We start from the raw sequence: 20,382 nt of genomic DNA on the forward strand, positions 1-20,382 counted from the left end.
CGAAGGATAGGCGGCAGGAATTGACGAATTGTTACGGGAAAACCCTGCGTTGCGCTGTTCTGGCGAATGCCTGTGTTGCGCCGCCGATTCTGTTGTTCGGTTTTGCCTTTGCAGGCGGCGAGATCGCATGGAAACGAACCGGCCACCGGTTGCTTCCGGGCGCCGCGCGCTTCGATATGTTGTGGACTCCGCGCCGCGTGTCGGTTGGCGGGGGAGGGGGGCCGCATTATGGTCGCCGTCCGCCGGTACGGGTGCCTGGAACCTCCGGGGCCGAGGCCTGTCGGCATGGATGCATTAGGAGAGCAAGATGGTTGCAACCCCGCTGAAGATCGCCAACACGATCGCCGCCGAAATCAAGGCAAGCTCCGCCCAGGTGCAGGCGGCAGTGGGGCTGCTGGACGAGGGGGCGACCGTGCCCTTCATCGCCCGTTACCGCAAGGAAGTGACGGGCGGTCTCGACGACACCCAACTGCGCATCCTCTCCGAACGGCTGGCCTATCTGCGCGAACTGGAGGCGCGCCGCGCCTCCATCCTCGAGTCGATCTCGGGGCAGGGGAAGCTGACCGACGAGCTGGCTGCCAAGATCGCCGCCGTCTCCACCAAGGCCGAACTGGAGGACATTTATCTTCCCTACAAGCCGAAGCGCCGCACCAAGGCCGAGATTGCCCGCGAGCGTGGGCTCGGACCGCTCGCCGAGCAAATTCTTGCCGAACGCGACAAGGTGCCGACCGAACTCGCAGCCGGTTTCCTGTCCGCCGAGGTGCCCGATGCCAAGGCCGCGCTCGAAGGCGCGCGCGACATCGTTGCCGAGCAGATCACCGAGAACGCCGATCTCCTGAAGCGGCTGCGCGACCACATGAAGGACAACGCCTACCTGCGCTCCCGCGTCGTCGAGGGCAAGCAGGAGGCGGGCGCGAAGTTCTCCGATTACTTCGACCATACGGAGCGCTGGTCGGGCGTGCCGAGCCACCGCGCGCTTGCCATGCTGCGCGGCTGGAACGAGGAGGTGCTCTCCGTCGACATCGTCGTCGACCAGGACAGCACCGAGCCGGTCAAGCCGGTCGAGCGCATCATCGCCTCCTTCTACGCGCTCGGCACGAAGCCGGGTGACAAGTGGCTCGCCGAGGTGATCGGCTGGACCTGGCGCGTAAAACTCTCCATGTCGCTGTCGCTCGACCTGATGCGCGAGATGCGCGAGCGCTCCGAAGAGGAGGCGATCCGCGTCTTTGCCCGCAACCTGAAGGACCTGCTGCTGGCCGCCCCCGCCGGCACCCGCGCCACCATGGGTCTCGATCCGGGCATCCGCACCGGCGTCAAGGTCGCCGTCGTCGACAACACCGGCAAGCTGCTGGAGACCACCACGGTCTATCCGTTCCCGCCGAAGAACGACATTCGCGGCACCCAGGCCGAGCTCGCCTCGCTCATCCGCAAGCACAGGGTCGAGCTGATCGCCATCGGCAATGGCACCGGCAGCCGCGAGACGGAGAAGCTGGTCGCCGACATGCTGACGCAGCTCCCCGGATCGAAGCCGACCAAGGTGATCGTATCCGAGGCCGGCGCTTCCGTGTATTCGGCTTCCGAGACCGCGGCGGCGGAGTTTCCCAACCTCGACGTGTCGCTGCGCGGCGCCGTCTCCATTGCCCGCCGCCTGCAGGACCCGCTGGCCGAGCTCGTGAAGATCGAGCCGAAGTCGATCGGCGTCGGCCAGTACCAGCACGACGTCGACCAGGGCAAGCTCTCGCGCTCGCTAGATGCGGTGGTCGAGGATGCGGTGAACGCCGTCGGCGTCGATCTCAACACGGCCTCCGCGCCGCTGCTGGCGCGCGTCTCGGGCCTCGGCAAATCTTCGGCCGAGGCGATCGTCGCCCATCGCGACGCCAACGGCCCGTTCAAGAGCCGCAAGGAGCTTCTGAAGGTGTCCCGCCTAGGCGCGCGTACCTTCGAGCAGTGCGCCGGCTTCCTTCGCATTCCGGACGGCCAGGAGCCGCTCGATGCCTCGTCGATGCATCCGGAAGCCTATGGCGTTGCCAAAAAGATCGTTGCCGCCTGCGGCCGCGACGTACGCGCCCTGATGGGTGACAGCGCCGCCCTGAAGAAGCTCGATCCGCAGCTCTTCGTCGACGAGCGGTTTGGCCTGCCGACGGTGAAGGACATTCTGGCGGAACTGGAAAAGCCCGGCCGCGACCCGCGCCCGGAGTTCAAGACCGCAACCTTTGCCGATGGCATCGACGACATCAAGGACCTCAAGGTCGGCATGCTGCTGGAGGGCACGGTGACGAACGTCGCCGCCTTCGGCGCGTTCGTCGACATCGGCGTGCATCAGGACGGCCTCGTGCATGTCTCCCAGCTCGCCGATCGCTTCGTCAAGGACCCGCATGAGGTGGTCAAGGCCGGCGACGTGGTGAAGGTGCGCGTCACCGAGGTCGACGTGCCGCGCAAGCGCATCGGGCTGACGATGCGCAAGGACGGCGGCGGCGAGCAGCCTGCGCGCGGCGAGCGCCGCGACGCACCGCGCGGCAACAATAATCGCATGCCGCAGCCGAAGCCGCAGACACCGAGCCAGGGCGCCTTCGGCGCGGCGCTGGCCGAGGCGTTGAAGCGGAAGTAGCGGTCATTCGGCGGCACACCCGGGGGCTGACGGCGTACTTACGCTACAGCCAACGTCGGACGCGGGTCTTGTAGGCGAGATAGGCGTCGCCGAACTTGCGTTCGAGATAGCCTTCTTCTCGAGCAACGACGCCGTAGCGGATGACGAGATAGAACGGCACCAGCAGGACTACGAGCCAGAGGCTGTCGAAGGCGACGGCGAGGCCGATCAAGCCGAGGAACATGCCGATATAGATCGGGTTGCGTGTATAGCGGTATGGCCCCGCGTCGACGATCGTTGTTGTTGGCTCGGTCGTCTGGATCTGCGTTCCCGCGCGGCGGAAGGTCGTTGCAGCCCAGAACAGCAGCGCGGCCCCGCCCAGGAACACGATGCCGCCGAACCAGCCAGCCGGCACGCCTGCCGCCAGGAATGGCAGCGGGTAGAGCCGGTTGAGCGTGAGCCCGACGATCACCGCGAGTGCCCAGGCGATCGGCGGCCGGATCACCGCACCCGAGCTGTCGCGCAGATTCCCGTTTGCCTCGTTCATGCTGCCGCCATCCGATCTGTTTCCACGATCTGGCTTGAAATTCTAGCACACTTGCAACGGCGCGATGAACGGCCGCCATCGACAGTGTGACACGCCGCGCAGCAGACGCCGCATACCGCGCCAAGGGGCGGTCAAGTGCCCGGCACGCCGCCAAGGTTTCACCGCCATTGCAGGTCCCGAGGAAAATGGCCCCCTTCATTTGCCGTTAGTGACAAGCCGCTGGTGGTGATACGATGCTCCGGTTTCACCGATCACGGAAGGTTGCGCGTCATGGAACAGACACATGCAGCCGAACTGGCGACAAGATACCTCCGTCTTGGCGGGCGAAGGCTCTCGAAGGTCGATGACAATCACGTCACCACCCGCATCTGGGAAAGCGAACCGCCCGAGGCAGAGGCGTTCTGGAAAGAGAACGTCGAGCCGCTGGACGAGCGCCATCAGCGCGAGGTGATGACGCTTTTGCCGTCCATCAGCGAGATTTACGGCGCGCGCTGCCCGTCGGCCCTCTAGCAGCGCTTTAGCGCTCGGCTCCCGAAGTCGCGGCTGAGATCATCGGCCCGCCATCGTAAGGGAGGGATGGCTCTGCGTCCTGCATGGGGCGCGCCGCCGTCGATCCGGGCTATTTCTCCACCTCTTCCTTCAGCGCCTCGAGCACGCTCATCGCGTGGCCGGCATACTGGCTGATCCAGCGGTCGTGGATCGCCTTGATCGGCAGGGCGTTCAGATGGTTCCAGCGCTCGCGGCCCTCGCGGCGCGCGATCACCAGTCCCGCATCCTCCAGCACCTTCAGATGCTGCATCACGGTACAGCGGTCCATCTCGGCAAAGGTCTCGCACAGCGCGCCGGTCGTCTGCGGCGCGTCCTTGAGCGCGTCCAGCATCTGCCGGCGCTTTCCGTTGGCCAGCGCCTTGAAGACGGCGTCGTCGCGCGGTTCACTTGACATCATGTTATATTTTTATAACATATATGGGCGGCACACAAGATCGAAAGGGGCGTTTCCGCCCCGAGGGAGGACGGCATGACGCTGGAATTTCGTGTGAACGGGCGTATCGGCAAGCCGGTCGCCGAGGTCTTCGATGCGGTGGTCAATCCGCAGAAGCTGAGCGGCTATTTCACCACCATCGGCGGCGCGAGCGCGCCGCTCGTGGCCGGCACGACGGTCACCTGGTGGGGCATGGCGCCGGTGATCGTCGACGAGGTGGAGGAGAACGCACTGATCGTCTTCCGCTGGGATGCCATGGTCGACGAGGGCGAGGCGCCCTACATGACGCGGGTCGAGATGCGTTTCGTCCCGCTCGACGACGGTGGCACGATGGTGACGATCGCGGAGACCGGCTGGCGCGACAACGCCCGCGGCCAGAAGAGTTCTTACATGAACTGCGAGGGCTGGTCGCAGATGCTCGCCTGCATGAAGGCCTATGTTGAATACGGCATCAATCTGCGCGAGGGCTATTACCCGAGCGAACTCAAGGGCGTCGTCGCGGCCGAGCAGCAGGATTTCGTCTAGGCGGACCCGCGCAAACCGACATCGGTCGATGCCCAACGCGTCGTGCGCGTCGGGTCACGTCGGCGGTTACAGCGCGGCGGGCGCCGTGCTGTAACCGGTCGCGGCATCGGCGACCGGCATTCCGCCGGGCGGCACGTCCATCGGCGCCTGGTGCTGTTGGACGACGACACGGGAACCGACCGGCACACGGCCGTACAGGTCGATGATGTCCTGGTTGAACAGACGGATGCAACCGCTTGAAACCGCTTTTCCGATCGACCAAGGCTCGGAGGTGCCATGGATGCGGAACAGCGTGTCCTTGCCGCCTTCGAAGAGATAGAGCGACCGCGGTCCGAGCGGATTGGTGGGGCCGGGCTCCATGCCGCCGGCCCACTTGGCGTTGCGCTCCGGTTCCCGCTTGATCATGTTCTGCGTCGGCGTCCAGCGTGGCCATTCCGCCTTGCGCCCGATCCGCGCCGTTCCCTCGAACTCCAGCCCGGCCTTGCCGACGCCGATGCCGTAGCGCATCGCCATGCCGTTCTCCTGCACGAGATAGAGGAAGCGGTTCTGGGTATCGATGACGATCGTGCCGGGCAACTCGGTGGTCGGATAGGCGACCTGCTGGCGGAAATATTTCGGATCGACGCCGGAGATGTCCATCGCCGGAAGCGGAAACTTTTCCTCCGGCAGCGGCCCGTACATCGCCAGATGCATGGGATGGGGTCCCTTCTTCTCCGGCTTGGTGGTGACGCAGCCCGCAAGCGCGAAGCAAAACAGGAGGAGGGCGAGGGGACGCGCCCAAACGGCTGCACGACTGGCGGACACACACATAATGATTAACCTGTTGTCTTTTTTCCTGCCGCCTCTTCTAAAGCCAATTCTGACGATGGCGCGGCAAGAACGAAGCAAAAATGCGGCAGGGGGTTCCCCGGTGGCCCGGTGTGGCTGAAAGGTCACGCATTGGCGGCGCGCGGCCGCAGCCATCCACAGCCTTCCGCGCTTGCCCCTGCCGCCGGCCGGGCGTAAGGCTTTGCCATGCAATGGAGTGACGAGGCCATCGTGCTGGGCGTGCGCCGTCACGGCGAGACATCGGTGATCGCCGAAATGATGACGCGTGCGCACGGGCGTCACCTCGGCGTCGTCCGCTCCGGCCGCACGCGGACGATGCAGCCGGTGCTCCAGCCCGGCAATTCGGTGGCGGTGACCTGGCGGGCGCGGCTTGACGAGCATCTCGGCGAGTTCCGCATCGAGCCGCTGCAACTGCGCGCCGGCCGCCTGATGGAGACGGCGGTCGCCGTCTACGGCGTGCAGGCCATGGCAGCACTCCTGCGCTTCCTGCCTGAACGCGATCCGCACGCCCATCTCTACGATATGCTTGGCGTGATCCTGGAGCATCTGGAGGATCCGAGGGATGCGGGCGAGCTTTTCGTCCGCTTCGAGCTGGCGGTGCTCGAGGATCTTGGCTTCGGTCTCGACCTCGCCCGATGCGCCGCGACCGGTGCGGCCGAGGAACTGGTTTTCGTTTCGCCAAAATCCGGTCGTGCCGTCAGCCGCGATGCCGGTGCGCCGTGGGCCGACAAGATGCTGGCGCTGCCGGCCTTTCTGGCAAGGCAGGCCAGCACGGCGGCCGACCGGCAGGCCTTGTCCGACGGGTTTCGGCTGACCGCCTTTTTCCTCAACCGGCATGTTTGCGAACCGCGCGGCCTGCAGCTTTCCAGTGCCCGCGACGGTTTTGTCCAGGCGACGTTGAAGGCGCTTGCCTCCGCTCCCTCCTCGGCGATAACCGAATGAATGTCGAAACCCATCTGGATGAATGTCGAAACCCATCTGGGCGTAACCGGCGGCAGGGGCCCCGGACAACGGAGTAACAATGGCGGACATTCTGGCGCTGGTCGCCATCGTGCTTGCGGTCACCGTGATGAACAAGACTCGCAAGAACGCGGCGAAACTCACGGAAGAGATTCAGAAACTGCGGCAGGAGATCGAGGCGATCAAGGCCGGCGGCGCCATGTCGACGGCATCTCAAGCTCGCGCCGGAACGGGCGAAGCGGCGCATGGCGGCCTAACTGAAGACGGCATACTGAAAGAGGCTGAAGCACCGGTTCCAAGCCCATGGGTGCGGGCAGGCGAGTCGCGCGGGGCGCCGTTGCCGAAACCCGGACACGCCTCGATGCAGGCGGGAGATGTTGCCATTGCAGGCGCTAGCCGCCCAACAATGGCTGATGGCACCGACGGCCTTGCCTCGGAGACGGCGGGGCGCGAAAGCCTTGAAAGCCGCATCGGCGCGCGCTGGGCCGTCTGGGTCGGCGGGCTGGCGCTCGCACTCGGCGGCATCTTCATGGTGAAGTATGCAATCGAGAGCGGCCTGCTCAGCCCGGCCGTGCGCCTGGCGCTCGCCGCCCTGTTCGGTCTGGCGCTGATTGCCGCCGCCGAGTTCATCCGCCGGCGCACTCAGCCATTGATCGCCAACGCCTTCCAGAGCGCCATGATCCCCGGCATTCTGACTGCCGCCGGTGCACTCACTCTTTTCGGCGTCACCTATGCCGCCCACGGTTTCTATGCGTATTTCGGCGCGCCGGTCGCGTTCCTGCTTCTTGCCGCGATCGCCTTTGCCACGATCGCGCTCTCGCTGCTGCACGGCCAGGCGCTTGCCGGTCTCGGCCTGCTCGCCTCGATGGCGACGCCGCTTTTGGTGGCGGTGCCCGAGCCCGATCCCTGGCGGTTATTCGGTTATCTGGCATTGACCTGGCTGGCGACGGTCGCCGCGTCGCGCCTGCGCCGCTGGCAGACCGTTCCGACGCTCGCCAATGCGGGTCTCGGCCTGTGGGCGATCCTCTATCTCGCCGCCGCGGAACCGCTGGCGACAATGCCCTTGACGCTGGCGCTTGGCGTCATGCTGGCGGGGATCGCGATCGTCTGGCCGGGTTCCGGTGGCGGAGCGGATGTTTCAGGGAGCCCCCCGGGCGAGGCGCTCCTCGCCGCCGCCACACCGATCGCCCCGGCAGCGAACCCCATTGCCGCGCGATGGCAGCAGTGGCTGGTTCCGGCCTGGTGGCCGGCATCTCTCAGCGCGGCGCTGGCAGTCGTCGTTCCGGCGATCATCCTCGCCTTTCTCTATCCTTTGCCCGCTTCGTCGGCGGCGGGGTTCGTTGCGCTTGTCCTCGCGCTGGCGGCAGTCGGCGCGGTGCGTTCCTGGGCGTTCTATCCGGCAGTGCTGAGCGCTCTGTGCGCCCTGTCCGGCGCGATGGCCGTTGCCGGTTTTGCCGGCCTTGCCTTTGGCGTGCTGGACCGGTCGCTGGCGTTCGAAGCCGCAGCTTCGCAACCGGTCGACCTCGTTCTGCTGCTTGCCGCCGGCTTCGCGGCGATCGGTGCCGCGGCGCTGTGGCTGTGGAAGGAGAGGATGCCGGCTTATGCGGCCCTCTGGGGCGTGCTGATCGCCCTTTTTCCGGTTGCCATCGCGACGGTCAGCTTTCTCGCCTTCGGCAATCTGTCGTTCGACCTCAAGCACGGGCTTTTTGCCCTGTTGCTCGGCGTGGCTTGCATTGTTGGGGCGGACATCTTTTCCCGCAGGCATTCGACCCGGGAAACCGCCCCGGTCCCGCAGGGGGCGCTCGTGGCCGGCGGCTTCGCTTTTCTCGTGCTGGCGCTTTTCGCCCTGACCGATGGCCTTGCGACGACGCTGCTCACAGCCTTCCTCGGTCTCGCCCTGGTTTTTGCGACGCGGCTTCGTCCCTGGCCGGCACTGCCATGGATGATGGTGGGCGCCGCCCTTGTCGTGGCCGTCCGCATCGCCTGGGAGCCGACGGTCGTGGGGGCTGCCAACCTGTCGACGACGCCGCTGTTCAACCAGCTTCTCGCCGGCTACGGCGTGCCCGCTCTGCTGCTTGCGATTGCCGCCTACGAACTGCGCGACTGGCCGCACGCGCGGGTGCGCAATCTCCTGCAGGCGCTGGCGAGCCTGTTCGTCCTGCTGGCGGTCGCCATTCTCGTCCGCCACGCAATGAATGGCGGCGTGCTCGACAGCGCCATGCCCACGCTCGGCGAGCAGTCGATCTATACGCTGCTTGCCGCCGGCGCCTCGGCCGTCTTCATGACGCTGGACCTGAAATCGCCAAGCCCGGTCTTCCGCTACGGCTCGATGGTGGCCGGCGGCCTTTCGATGCTGGCGATCCTGTCGGCGCACTTCGTCGCGCTCAACCCCTATTTCACCGGCGAACTCACCGGTCGCTGGCCGTTCTTCAATCTGCTGCTCGTCGGCTACCTGTTGCCGGGCATCGCCTTTGCCGGACTTGCCTGGTACGCCCGCGCAACGCGGCCGGCGCCCTATGTCTTGCTGCTGGCGATGACTGGCGCAGCACTCGTCTTCGCCTGGCTTTCGCTGTCTGTCCGTCGCTATTGGCACGGCGAGGGCATTGCCGACTGGAAGGGGTTCCTGCCGGGCGAGACCTACACCTATTCCGTCGTCTGGCTGTTGCTCGGAGTGGCGCTTCTGGCGCTCGGCTCGCGCTTCGACGCCAAGAGCATCCGCCTTGCATCGGCGGCGCTGGTGCTGATCGCCGTGATCAAGGTCTTCCTCTTCGACATGGCCAATCTCGAAGGCATCCTGCGTGCCCTGTCGTTCATCGGCCTCGGTGCGGTGCTGATCGGCATTGGTCTGTTCTATCAGAAGATCCTGTCCAGACGGGACGGGGAGCGCGCAACCACCGCGCCGCCGGGCGCGTGATGGCACATCGGCTTAACCCGCCATAAACCGGTGATGATCCATGCTGTGCCCGCCCTGATTCCAGAAACAGGGCAGGCGGCGGGCAGGATGAACGGGCCAGGTCACATCGGAAGCCTTGACGGGCTGCGCGGACTCGCGGCGGCCATCGTGCTCGTGTCGCACATCACGCTGATCTTTCCCGAATTCGGGCCGCTTCCCTATTTCGACATCGGCACCGAGGCGGTCGGCATATTCTTCGCCTTGAGCGGCTTCCTGATGGCCTATCTCTACGGTGGCCGTTCGGTGACACGCGAGAGCGTGGGCGACTTTCTCGTCAGCCGCTTCGCCCGGATCTACCCCGTCTACCTCGCTGCCGTTTGCCTCGTCGGGTTTCTGTCGCTGGTGGCGAAGCTCGGCTATCCCCAGCCCATTGCGGGTCCGCTGGATTTTGTTCTTCACGTGATGCTGCTTGGCAAGAGCGGCGTCTTCTGGTCGGTGCCGCCGGAAATCCAGTTCTATGTCGCCTTTCCGGTGATCTGGCTTTTTCTGCGCGATCCGCGCCGCCACCAGGTCATCGGCTTCGCTCTGATGGGCGTGGTCGCCGTTGTCAGCCTGCTCGATTTTCCGGGGCCGGGGATCTTGCTGCACGCCAAGCTGCCCTATTTTCTCTTCGGCGTCGTTGCCGGGCGGCTTCACGCCGCCCTGTCCGATCGTCCGCCGAAGGCAGCGATCGGCGTCATGGCAGTCATTCTTCTGGTCGTCTTTTTCGGCTACAAGCACATGGTGACGGTCTCGGGGGAACCCTTCTGGGGCCTGCCCACGGCCTTCGCCTCGGCGCTGATCGTCGCCCTGGTCGCGCGCGAGCATCCCTTGACGGCGCGCGTGCTTTCTTCGGCGCCGCTGCGCTTCCTCGGCGTGACGAGCTTCTCGCTCTATCTTCTCCATGTCCCCGTCATGTTCCTGACGCGCCAGACGTTCGCCGCACTGCTGCCCCTGCCGATGCTGGCCGTTCTGACGCTCGTCACCTCCCTTCTTGCCGCCTGGGTCAGCTACAATGTGATCGAGGCGCCGGGCCGGCGACGGGTCGGCGAAGTCTGGCGGGCCAGCCGGTTCAGGCGCGCCCTGCTGCGTCGGCCGATCGCTCTGATGGACAGACGCGACGCCGGTCGCGGCCTCGATGCCGGGGGCGCGACCTTCCGGGGATAGCCCGTTGCCTCCGCACCTGGCGACTGTTCCTGTCGTGCGGCAATTCGGCTAAGACTGCGGCACCTCTTGCTCGATGGAATCGGATGCCGCAATGAAGTCCCAGGAAATGAAGATCTCCGGCCTCAACATCCACCCGCTGAAGAGCGGGCGCGCCATCGCCAAGTCCGAAGTTTCGGTGCGCCGTGACGGTTTCGCCGACGACCGGCGCTTCATGGTGACCGATCCGGACGGCCGCTTCATCACGCAACGGGAGCTGCAGCTTCTCGCGCGGGTGGAAGCCTATCCGCTGGACGGCACGATCCGCCTCGTCCTGCAGGGTCGGGAGATCGTGCCCGGCTTTGATCCCGCGCGCCGGCTGCAGGTCACGGTCTGGGACAGTTCCGTCGATGCGGCCCTTGCCGACGAGGCCGCCAACCGGGCGCTCTCGGAGTGGCTCGGTCGCGATGTGCGGCTCGTCCACATGGATGCGCAGGCAAGCCGCTACGAGGGGGAGACGTGGGCCGGCCGGCCGGCGCCGGTCGGGTTTGCCGACGGCTTTCCGATCCTCATCACCACCACCGGCTCGCTCGCCGACCTCAATCGCACGCTTGTCGACCAGGGCCAGGAACCGGTCGGCATAGACCGCTTCCGCACCAACATCCTGATCGAACACGAAGAGGCCTGGGACGAGGATCTGTGGGAGGCGGTCGAGATCGGCGGCGTCGTCTTCGATCTCGTCAAGCCCTGCTCCCGCTGCATCATGACCACGCAGGACCAGATGACCGGCGATCGCATCGGCGGCAACCCGATCCAGGGGCTTGCCGAAAAGCGCATGTCGGCCGACCGTCGCGTCGCCGGCGTGCTGTTCGGCTGGAATGCCGTGCCGCGCGGGGAGGGGACGCTGCGGGTTGGGGACACGGTCATCGTGATCAGCCGGCGCGCCGGGCGCTGGCCGATGAAAGTTCGTGGCTGAATGCGGTTCGCCGGTCGGCCTTGCGAGCAGCATCAGATTCGCTGATGACCGGCTCAATTTAATTCACTTTTTTGGATGGTTCGTCGCCGCTATTTTTGCCGCCCGTACATCCGGAGATTCCTATGTCTGCTCCTACCTCCACAGTCGCCGCGGCCAGCCGCTCGCAAATGCCATGGCTTATCATCGGCGCGGGCTGCATCATTGCCCTGCTCACCTTCGGCCCGCGGTCCGCCATGGGGTTCTTCCAGCTTCCCATGCTGCAGGAGACCGGCTGGGACCGGACGACCTTTGGTCTGGCGATGGCCTTCCAGAATCTCTTCTGGGGGCTCGGTCAGCCCTTCTTCGGCGCGATTGCCGACCGCTTCGGCACGTGGCGCGTGCTGGCGCTCTCAGGCATTCTCTACGCGTCGGGCCTGTTTCTGATGTCGCTGGGCGGCTCGCCCCTGACGCTGCACATCGGCGGCGGCGTCCTCGTCGGTCTCGGCGTGGCGGCCGGGTCCTTTGGCGTGGTGCTTTCCGCCTTCGCGCGCAACGTCACGCCGGCGCAGCGTCCGATGGCCTTCGGTATCGCGACGGCCGCCGGTTCCGCCGGCATGTTCCTGTTCGCACCGCTGACCCAGGGGCTGATTTCGGCCTATGGCTGGTCGGATAGCCTCATCATCCTCGGCGTGCTGATGCTCCTCGTCCCGATGTTTGCGATGCCGCTCCGGGGCAACTCGTCCTCCGGCACGCAGAAGGAAGCGGAGTACAAGCAATCGATCGGGGAGGCGCTCAAGGAGGCGCTCGGCCACAAGAGTTATCTCCTGCTCGTCTCCGGCTTCTTCGTCTGCGGTTACCAGGTGGCCTTCATCACTGCGCACTTCCCCGCCTATATCGGCGATATCGGCATCGACGCGCGCTATGCGGTGATCGCGCTGGCGTTGATCGGCTTCTTCAACATCATCGGATCGCTCGCCTCCGGCGTGATCAGCCAGCGCTATTCCAAGCCCTATTTTCTGGCGCTGATCTATCTCGCCCGTTCGGTCGCCGTCGCAGCCTTCATTCTGCTGCCGCAGACGCCGCTGTCGGTCATCCTGTTTGCGATCGTCATGGGGCTGTTGTGGCTCTCGACGGTGCCGCCGACGAACGCGCTGGTGGCGATCATGTTCGGCACGCGTCACCTTGGTCTCCTCGGCGGCGTCGTGTTCCTGTCGCACCAGATCGGCTCGTTCCTCGGCGTCTGGATGGGCGGCTACCTCTACGACCACTTCGGCACCTACGATCCGGTCTGGTGGTTCGGCGTAGCGCTGGGCGTCTTTGCGGCGATCGTGCACTGGCCGATCCGCGAACAGGCCGTTCGTCGTCCGGCGATGGCCTGAGACAAATTTGCCCGCCGGAAATGGCGGGCGCTCCCTTGCGAAGCGTCACAAAAATTTCTAAATCAGCCGGGCCGGCTCTGCCGGTTTTGTTGGATGCCATTTATGCTCAATGTGAGCAAAACAGCCGCCGCCCGAGAGGCGGTGGAAAGGGAGGGGGTATGACCCAAACCGCTGCCTCAAGTGTCGGCAGGACCACGCCGCGCAGCGCTGCCGAGCGCTTCGGCGTTCTTGCGATGCCGGATCTCTCCTTCACCCCCGAAATCGCTCGCGAGACCGAGCAACTGTACGAGCGGGTCAAGCAATTCATTCCGGCGATCGAGTGGCCGGTCTACGCCCCTTACGTCCACGCCATCAACCGGCTGAAAAAGGAGCGCGGCGCGGTTATCGTCGCGCACAACTACCAGACGCCCGAGATCTTCCATTGCGTCGCGGATATCGTCGGTGACTCGCTGCAGATCGCCCGCGACGCGACGAAAGTGGACGCGGAGATCATCGTCCAGTGCGGCGTGCACTTCATGGCCGAGACGTCGAAGCTGCTCAACCCGGAGAAAACGGTCCTCATTCCCGATCTTCGTGCCGGCTGTTCGCTTTCGGAATCGATCACCGGCGGCGACGTGCGGCTGCTGAAGGAGCGCTATCCCGGCGTGCCTGTCGTCACCTATGTCAACACCTCTGCCGAGGTGAAGGCGGAGACCGACATCTGCTGCACCTCCTCCAACGTTCTTGCCGTCGTGGAAAGCCTGGAGAGCGATACGGTTCTTTGCATTCCCGACGAGTACCTGGCGATGAACGTCGCCAAGCAGACGAACAAGAAGATCCTGACCTGGAAGGGCCATTGCGAGGTGCACGAGCGCTTCACGCCGGCCGAACTCCTTGCCTACAAGGAAGCCGATCCCTCGATCGAGATCATCGGCCATCCGGAATGCCATCCCGACGTGATCGCCGTCTGCGATTTCTCCGGCTCCACCTCGGGCATGATCAACTACGTCAAGGACAAGCGGCCGCCGCGCGTTCTGCTCGTCACCGAATGCTCGATGGCCTCCAACATCCAGGCCGAGGTGAAGGACGTCGATTTCATCAAGCCGTGCAACCTTTGCCCGCACATGAAGCGCATCACGCTGCCGAAAATTCTCGACAGCCTGGTGAACATGACGGAAGAGGTGGTGATCGACCCGGCGATTGCCGATCGTGCACGCCTTGCCGTCGAGCGGATGGTGAATTTGAAGCAGTAGGGCTGGCCCTTCTCGTCGCGGGGAGGGAATATGCGGTAGCCGGAGGAGTGTGGAATGCCGATCGACAGTTTTCGTCCGCAGTCCTGGAACGCCATCGACGACATCGTCATCGTCGGCGGCGGGCTGGCCGGGCTGTTTTGCGCGCTGAAGCTGAGCCCGCGGCCGGTGACGATCCTCGCCGCCGCACCGATTGGCCAGGGCGCCTCGTCGGCCTGGGCGCAGGGCGGCATCGCCGCGGCGATGAGCGCGGGCGATACCTTCGACAAGCACGTCGCCGACACGATCGAAGCGGGTGCCGGCATCGTCGACGAGAAAATGGCGCGCTTCATGGTTTCCGAAGGGCCGGCGCGCATCCATGACCTGCTCGAATACGGTGTTCCGTTCGATCGCGATCTCGAGGGCAAGCTGCTCCTGTCGCGCGAGGCGGCCCATTCTGAGCGGCGTATCGTGCGCGTGCGCGGCGACATGGCCGGCAAGGCGATCATGGAGGCGCTGATCGCCGCTGTTCGCAAGACGCCGTCGATCCGGGTGCTGGAAGGCTATGTGGTCGAAGAACTGGTGCGGGAAGGGCGCTTCGTCTCCGGCGTGATCGCCCGGCCTGACGCCGGCCAGTCGAAGAACCGCGTGCATTTTCCCGCCCGCGCCGTCGTGCTCTGCTCCGGCGGCGTCGGCCATCTCTATGCGGTGACGACCAATCCATGGGAGGCCTGCGGCCAAGGTGTGGGCATGGCCGCCCGCGCCGGCGCCATCATTGCCGATCCGGAGTTCGTCCAGTTCCACCCGACGGCAATCGACATCGGCCGCGACCCCGCGCCGCTTGCCACGGAAGCGCTGCGTGGTGATGGCGCTCAACTCGTCAATTCCGCCGGCCGCCGCTTCATGCTTGACATCCACCCGGATGGCGAACTTGCGCCCCGCGACATTGTCTCGCGCGGCGTCTTCGCCGAGGTCCAGGCCGGTCGCGGTGCTTTCCTCGACTGCACCAAGGCGGTGGGCAAGCATTTTCCCGAGATGTTCCCGACCGTCTATGCGTCCTGCATGGCTGCCGGCATTGATCCCGTGACGCAGCCGATTCCGGTCGTGCCGGCAGTCCACTACCACATGGGTGGCGTGCTGACGGATGCGGAAGGTCGCACCTCTGTGGACGGGCTCTGGGCCGCCGGCGAGGTGACCTCCACCGGTGTCCACGGCGCCAACCGCCTGGCGTCGAACTCGCTTCTGGAAGCCGTGGTCTTTGCCGCCCGCATCGCCGAAAACATCAAGGGCATGCTGCCCGAGCCGAAAACCGGCGATTGGGGCAAGAAGGCCGGCGAAAGCGACGATCTGGTGACAGTGGAAGACAGCCCCGCACTGACGGCCCTGCGCAAGCTGATGAGTGCGCAGGTCGGCGTGATCCGTGATCGCAACGGACTGAAGGAGGCGATCCGTGCCATCGCCACCCTCGAGCGCGAGAACAGCCGGATGCGCTTCCACAACATCGTCACCACGGCCAAGCTGATTGCGGTGGGTGCCTATCTGCGCGAGGAAAGTCGCGGCGGTCACTTCCGCGCCGATTTCCCCGACCAGCGGAAGGAATGGAAGCACCGCACCTACATGACGCTGGCGGATGCCGACCAGGTCGTGGCCGAACTGGCGGAAACGGCAGCGGCATAGGCTCTGGCGGGCTGGGAAGCTGCCCGCAGATTGGACGATAGCGATGACAGTACCCAACCTCCCCGTTCTTTCCCCGTTCCTGATCGAGGATCAGGTGCGCGCCGCCCTGGTCGAGGATCTCGGCCGTGCCGGCGACATCACCAGCCAGGCAACGGTCGCAGCCGGCATGACGGCGAAGGCGGAGTTGAACGCGCGCGAGCCCGGCGTGATCGTTGGCATGGAACTCGCCGCAGCCGCGTTCAGGCTGATGGACCCTGCGATCGTTTTCGAGCCCCTGGTCCGGGATGGCGATCGGGTCGAGCCCGACACCGTGCTTGCCCGTGTTTCCGGTCCGGCACGCGGCGTGCTGGCGGCTGAACGCGTCGCTCTGAATTTTCTCATGCATCTGTCCGGGGTCGCCACCTACACCGCGGCCTTCGCCGACGAAATCGCCCATACCACGGCGCGGGTCTGCTGCACCCGCAAGACCATTCCCGGCCTGCGGGCGCTGGAAAAATACGCCGTTCGCATGGGCGGCGGCTCGTCGCATCGCTACGGGCTCGATGACGCGATCCTCATCAAGGACAATCACATCGCGGTTTCCGGCGGCATTGCCGGCGCCATCCGCGCCGCGCGTGAATTCGCTGGTCACCTGGTCAAGGTCGAAGTCGAAGTGACCACGCTGGAGGAGCTAGAGGAGGCGCTGGAGGCCGCTCCCGACGTGGTCCTGCTCGACAACATGGGACCGGAACTGCTGCGCCGCGCCGTCGAGATCAACTGCGATTGTGCCGGCCTGACAAATGACGACTATGTCGGCGACCCGCGCCGGGTGAAACTGGAGGCGTCCGGCAACGTCAACCTCAAGACGATCCGCTCCATCGCCGAAACCGGCGTCGACTACATCTCCACCTCGAAGATCACCATGGCGGCGCCGACGCTCGACATCGGGCTGGACGTGGTTGTGAGTTGACGGCGGCCTGAAGTATCGACCGCGTCGGGAACACCTCTCCGGCACGGTGAGTTGATGTACCGAAACCACTGCAATTGGGAAGGACATCCGATGCGCTGTATCTCCATCGTCCCGCTTGCCGCAGTGCTGCTCGCAGCCCCTGCGTCCTACGCTCAAGACAGCAATACCGCTACGGCCGAATTCCTCGGCATTTCCGGTACCGATAGCGGCCGGGCTACGCTCACCCAGAGCGACGGCGGCGTTTTGTTCGAGATAGAACTCAGTGGCGTGCCGCCGCGCAAGTGGGTTGCATTGCATGTCCACGAGACAGGCGTTTGCGATCCGGCGACGGGATACAAGTCTGCGGGCGCCCACTTCAATCCGCTCGGCAAGAAACACGGTTACCTTGCCGCGGACGGGCCTCATGCCGGCGACATGCCAAACCAGTATGTCGGCGATGACGGCGTGTTGCGGACCCAGGTTTTCGACGCATCCGTTCTGCTCGACGACAAGGACAAGGGCATTCGCGGCCGTGCGATTGTCGTCCATGCCGGGTCGGACGACTACCGCACCGATCCGGCCGGCGGGGCTGGTGATCGCGTGGCCTGCGCGGTGATAAAGTAGCGGCTGGCAGCGCGCGGAGACTTACCGCCCGCCGACCTTCAGTCCCGGCGCCGGGCGCTCCTGCAGAATCTGCCTGCGGAAGCGGAACAGCGCCGCCGGGCGGCCGCCTGTCGCCGATGTGCTTCCACCCGTCGGCTCCACCAGTTCTGCTCCCTCCACGAGGCGACGGAAATTCTGCTTGTGCAGGTGGCGGCCCGAGATCGCCTCGACCGTCGCCTGCAGTTCCGTCAGCGTGAATTCCGACGGCATCAGCTCGAAGATGACCGGGCGATACTTGATCTTGCCCCGGAGCCTTGCGACCGCCGTAGCCAGGATGCGCCGGTGATCGTGCTGCATGGCGAGGCCCACCGCCGCCTTGCCGGGCGCCCGACCGTCGGTCACCGCTTCTTCCGCAAGCCCGCCCTCGTAGAGCAGTTCGTAGCGTTCCAGAACCCGCTCCTCATCCCAGGGGAAGTCGTCGAGGCCGAAGGCGAGCCTCAGGCGCGTCCGGCGATTGGGAAGCGACTTTCCATCGTTCTGCCAGCTCTCTGCCGCCCATTCCGACAGGGCGGGAATGATCGTCTGGTCAAGCACCGCCGGCCGGCCGTGCCGCCAGTCCTCCCAAGGCAGGAAGGCGTACCAGTCGCGCCAGTGGGCGCCGGTCGCCTCCAGTCTTTCGGTCGCCTCGGCATCCATCCGCGTCAGTGCCAGATAACCGACCGAGACCATGTGCGTGCCGGCCTCGCTCGGGGATTTCTGCCGACCACGATCGCCGAAGGTGTAGAGTTGTTCGATGTAGCCGAGCTTCAGCGCCGTCTGCTGCTCGACGCTCGCGCGCAGGCTGGTCTCAAAGGTGCGATGACGGGTCGGTTCGAACGGGCCGAAGGGCAGGGCCTCCCGCTCGCCAGCCCCGCCGCCGACAGTGAGGATCGCCGGTCCCCGATTAAAGATGGCCACCACTGCCGCGTTCAGACCGATCTCGACGGGCGGCGATGGCGGCGGCACGATCATGGGCCGGCTCCAGCGTCCGTTTGGGTCACAGCGGGCTCGATGTCGAAGAAAAACGGCTGCTCGCCGACATAGTCTGCGCCTCGTCCGATCTGCTCTACCGCCCGGACAAGCCGGCCATCGCGTGACAGGAGCGCGTCGCCGATTCCGACGATCCGGCTGTTGGGCGTTGCCTGGCGCGAGGCGGCGCGCAGGCGCAGCGCAACGGCATCGTCGTGCTGGTCGGGGGAGACCGCGAGAGCCGCGATCAGTGCGGCGGCCGGCGAGCGGGAAACGCCCAGCATGCAATGGATCAGGAGCGGCGCCTGCCGGTCCCAGGTCCGGGCAAAGGCGATGATCGCCTCGACATGAGCTTCCTGCGGGGCAACCAGATCGCCAGTGCCGGCAAAGGCGATGTCATTGACGCCGAGCACGAGATGACGCGCCGGATCGATCACCGCCGGGCGGTGGAAGTCCTGTTTCGGCGCAACGAGGCTGATCATCTCCCGGCAGCGGTTCCGCACGGCCATTTCGGCGATGCGCGAAAGCGGCGCGACGACGATCCTGCTCATGCCGGCCACTCCAGGGCCGCGCCGGCACGGGCGGCCTCGATCGCCTCGAAGCGCTCGGCAAACCGCCGCTGCGCCTCGACGGCCGGCATGGGGGTGATCATCAGCAGGTCCAGCGTGACGCCGCGTGGTTCGCCGAAGAACTTCGCCGCTTCGACACGGGAGAAACCGGCAAGCTCGGTTGCCTCGAAGAAGGCGGCGACGCGATCCGCTTTCTTGATCTTGTCCTTCAGGGTGCGGGGTGTTTCAGCCGGCAGGCCGAACCGTAGATGCACGGCCGCCTCCAGCCGCTTCTCCACCGTCTTGTAGCCGCCGCCGACGACGGCCTTGAACGGCGAGATCATGTCGCCGATCACATATTCGGGGGCGTCGTGCAGCAGCGCCATCAGGCAATCGTCCGGCGTGCAGCGGTTCTGCTGGCGGAAAATGATTTCCACGATCAGCGAATGCTGGGCGACGGAAAAGGCATGGTCGCCGGAGGTCTGGCCGTTCCAGCGGGCGACGCGCGCCAACCCATGGGCGATGTCGGAAAGCTCGACGTCGAGCGGTGAGGGATTGAGCAGATCGAGCCTGCGGCCGGACAGCATCCGCTGCCAGGCCCGGGGCTCGGCCCTCGGCCGTGACGCGCCGCTCATTGCGTCGGTGCCTCGGCGCTTTCGTCGGCAAAATCGAGCCCGGTCCACTCCGGAAGCCGCGCTTCCACCTCAACCTCGCCGGCGAGGACGGGCACGCCCGCGTGCATGGCGTCGGCGAGGCGGTCGATGCGAACAATGGCAAGCCCATCCCGCCCGACCACCGTGCCAAGCGTGCCGACCGGCTTGCCCTCGGCGATCAATTCTGTGCCCGGTGCCGGAAGCGGCGCCGCCGCACGAAGAATCACCGGCCGCCGCCGGGCCGTGCCGCGATGCTGCATCCGGGACACCACTTCCTGGCCGACAAAGCAGCCCTTGCGGAAGGAAACCCCGCCGGAGAGATCGAGCAGGACATCGTGCGGAAAGACGTCCGAAAGAGCAAAGTCCTTGCCGGATTCGACGATGCCGTGCGCAATCCGAAGCGCGTCGTAGGCGGCGGCTTCATCGCTGCCGCCGGCGCCCGGCCGGCGCAGCACCCGCTTGCCTGCCTTGAGAAAGCGGCCGTCGACGGCGCCGTCGCCCGCGTCATCCCAGGTGATGGTCGTCTCTGTCTCCGCCAGGGGCGAAATCTCGACGGCGGCGCGCAGCCTGTACATGGCCAGTCGCTTGATCAGTGCGTCGCGCTGCTCTTCGCCCGCCTCGATGAGAAAACCGCCGGATGGCGCGCGGCTGACGAGAAAGTCGAACAGGATCTTGCCCTGCGGCGTGAGAAGTGCAGCAGCCCGCGCCTCGCCTTCGGGCAACGAGATGACGTCGCAGGTGATCAGCCCCTGCAGGAAATCCTCGGCGTCGCCGCCAGTGACGGTGATGTGGGCGCGCCCGGCAAGTGTGACGGCAGGCATGGTTTGATCCAGTTCTCAGGTGGCGCGACGAAGCACGCACAAATTCATGTGTTACAAATGAGAGGTAGAATGTCGGATCCGGCTTCGCAAGGCCCAAG

At 65.6% G+C, this 20,382-nt stretch carries 19 protein-coding genes; 12 read left to right on the plus strand and 7 right to left on the minus strand.

Going from position 1 to position 20,382, the window contains the following annotated elements:
• Positions 1–307 precede the first annotated feature (307 nt).
• Positions 308–2,608 (plus strand): Tex family protein, encoded by a 2,301-nt coding sequence (locus tag JNC62_RS17845; RefSeq protein ID WP_374840382.1) that lies wholly within the window; start codon positions 308–310, stop codon positions 2,606–2,608.
• 43 nt (positions 2,609–2,651) lie between these two features.
• Here JNC62_RS17845 and JNC62_RS17850 read toward each other — a convergent pair whose 3' ends face one another.
• Positions 2,652–3,134: a methyltransferase family protein gene (locus JNC62_RS17850; protein ID WP_374840383.1), complete on the minus strand. Its 483-nt coding sequence runs from the start codon at positions 3,132–3,134 to the stop codon at positions 2,652–2,654.
• Between the two features lie 270 nt (positions 3,135–3,404).
• On the opposite strand from JNC62_RS17850, the gene JNC62_RS17855 reads away from it, so the two are divergent.
• Complete coding sequence (locus tag JNC62_RS17855) at positions 3,405–3,644, plus strand: hypothetical protein (protein ID WP_374840385.1); 240 nt, start codon at positions 3,405–3,407, stop codon at positions 3,642–3,644.
• A gap of 109 nt (positions 3,645–3,753) precedes the next feature.
• On the opposite strand, the gene JNC62_RS17860 is transcribed toward JNC62_RS17855, so the two are convergent.
• Positions 3,754–4,077, minus strand: a complete 324-nt coding sequence (locus JNC62_RS17860; protein ID WP_374840573.1) for an ArsR/SmtB family transcription factor — start codon at positions 4,075–4,077, stop codon at positions 3,754–3,756.
• A 75-nt stretch (positions 4,078–4,152) separates the two neighbouring features.
• On the opposite strand from JNC62_RS17860, the gene JNC62_RS17865 reads away from it, so the two are divergent.
• Entirely contained in the window at positions 4,153–4,641 is a 489-nt protein-coding gene (locus JNC62_RS17865; protein WP_374840387.1) for an SRPBCC domain-containing protein, read from the plus strand.
• Between the two features lie 66 nt (positions 4,642–4,707).
• Here JNC62_RS17865 and JNC62_RS17870 read toward each other — a convergent pair whose 3' ends face one another.
• A complete protein-coding gene (locus JNC62_RS17870) occupies positions 4,708–5,451 on the minus strand; it encodes a L,D-transpeptidase (protein WP_374840389.1) in 744 nt (247 codons plus the stop codon).
• Positions 5,452–5,655: 204 nt separating this feature from the next.
• On the opposite strand from JNC62_RS17870, the gene recO reads away from it, so the two are divergent.
• From recO to JNC62_RS17915, 9 genes are all read left to right on the plus strand, one after another.
• Positions 5,656–6,411: a DNA repair protein RecO gene (gene recO / locus JNC62_RS17875; RefSeq protein WP_374840391.1), complete on the plus strand. Its 756-nt coding sequence runs from the start codon at positions 5,656–5,658 to the stop codon at positions 6,409–6,411.
• Positions 6,412–6,490: 79 nt separating this feature from the next.
• On the plus strand, positions 6,491–9,343 hold the full coding sequence (locus tag JNC62_RS17880; protein WP_374840393.1) for a DUF2339 domain-containing protein: 2,853 nt from the start codon (positions 6,491–6,493) through the stop codon (positions 9,341–9,343).
• Positions 9,344–9,430: 87 nt separating this feature from the next.
• Positions 9,431–10,528, plus strand: coding sequence for an acyltransferase family protein (locus tag JNC62_RS17885; protein ID WP_374840394.1), 1,098 nt, complete (start codon positions 9,431–9,433; stop codon positions 10,526–10,528).
• A 106-nt stretch (positions 10,529–10,634) separates the two neighbouring features.
• On the plus strand, positions 10,635–11,480 hold the full coding sequence (locus tag JNC62_RS17890) for an MOSC domain-containing protein (RefSeq protein ID WP_374840574.1): 846 nt from the start codon (positions 10,635–10,637) through the stop codon (positions 11,478–11,480).
• Positions 11,481–11,602: 122 nt separating this feature from the next.
• Positions 11,603–12,838, plus strand: a complete 1,236-nt coding sequence (locus JNC62_RS17895; protein WP_374840397.1) for an MFS transporter — start codon at positions 11,603–11,605, stop codon at positions 12,836–12,838.
• 158 nt (positions 12,839–12,996) lie between these two features.
• Positions 12,997–14,070, plus strand: a complete 1,074-nt coding sequence (gene nadA, locus JNC62_RS17900; protein WP_374840399.1) for a quinolinate synthase NadA — start codon at positions 12,997–12,999, stop codon at positions 14,068–14,070.
• Between the two features lie 54 nt (positions 14,071–14,124).
• A complete protein-coding gene (locus JNC62_RS17905) occupies positions 14,125–15,723 on the plus strand; it encodes an L-aspartate oxidase (protein WP_374840402.1) in 1,599 nt (532 codons plus the stop codon).
• A gap of 43 nt (positions 15,724–15,766) precedes the next feature.
• Positions 15,767–16,672 carry a carboxylating nicotinate-nucleotide diphosphorylase gene (gene nadC, locus JNC62_RS17910; protein ID WP_374840405.1) on the plus strand — a complete coding sequence of 302 codons (906 nt, stop codon included), beginning with the start codon at positions 15,767–15,769 and terminating at the stop codon, positions 16,670–16,672.
• Positions 16,673–16,762: 90 nt separating this feature from the next.
• Positions 16,763–17,275 carry a superoxide dismutase family protein gene (locus tag JNC62_RS17915; RefSeq protein WP_374840408.1) on the plus strand — a complete coding sequence of 171 codons (513 nt, stop codon included), beginning with the start codon at positions 16,763–16,765 and terminating at the stop codon, positions 17,273–17,275.
• A gap of 21 nt (positions 17,276–17,296) precedes the next feature.
• Here JNC62_RS17915 and JNC62_RS17920 read toward each other — a convergent pair whose 3' ends face one another.
• The 4 genes from JNC62_RS17920 to ygfZ are packed head-to-tail and all read right to left on the minus strand — an operon-like array spanning position 17,297 to position 20,284.
• Complete coding sequence (locus tag JNC62_RS17920) at positions 17,297–18,265, minus strand: NUDIX hydrolase (RefSeq protein WP_374840411.1); 969 nt, start codon at positions 18,263–18,265, stop codon at positions 17,297–17,299.
• On the minus strand, positions 18,262–18,813 hold the full coding sequence (locus JNC62_RS17925; protein ID WP_374840414.1) for a tyrosine phosphatase family protein: 552 nt from the start codon (positions 18,811–18,813) through the stop codon (positions 18,262–18,264). Before JNC62_RS17925 ends, JNC62_RS17920 begins: the two co-directional genes overlap by 4 nt.
• Complete coding sequence (locus tag JNC62_RS17930) at positions 18,810–19,445, minus strand: YfbR-like 5'-deoxynucleotidase (RefSeq protein WP_374840416.1); 636 nt, start codon at positions 19,443–19,445, stop codon at positions 18,810–18,812. The genes JNC62_RS17925 and JNC62_RS17930 overlap by 4 nt, the downstream gene beginning before the upstream one ends.
• Positions 19,442–20,284 carry a CAF17-like 4Fe-4S cluster assembly/insertion protein YgfZ gene (gene ygfZ, locus JNC62_RS17935; RefSeq protein WP_374840418.1) on the minus strand — a complete coding sequence of 281 codons (843 nt, stop codon included), beginning with the start codon at positions 20,282–20,284 and terminating at the stop codon, positions 19,442–19,444. The genes JNC62_RS17930 and ygfZ overlap by 4 nt, the downstream gene beginning before the upstream one ends.
• Between the last annotated feature and the right edge of the window lie 98 nt (positions 20,285–20,382).

This window comes from Mycoplana ramosa (genome assembly GCF_041930185.1).
GTDB classification, from domain to species: Bacteria; Pseudomonadota; Alphaproteobacteria; order Rhizobiales; family Rhizobiaceae; genus Mycoplana; species Mycoplana ramosa.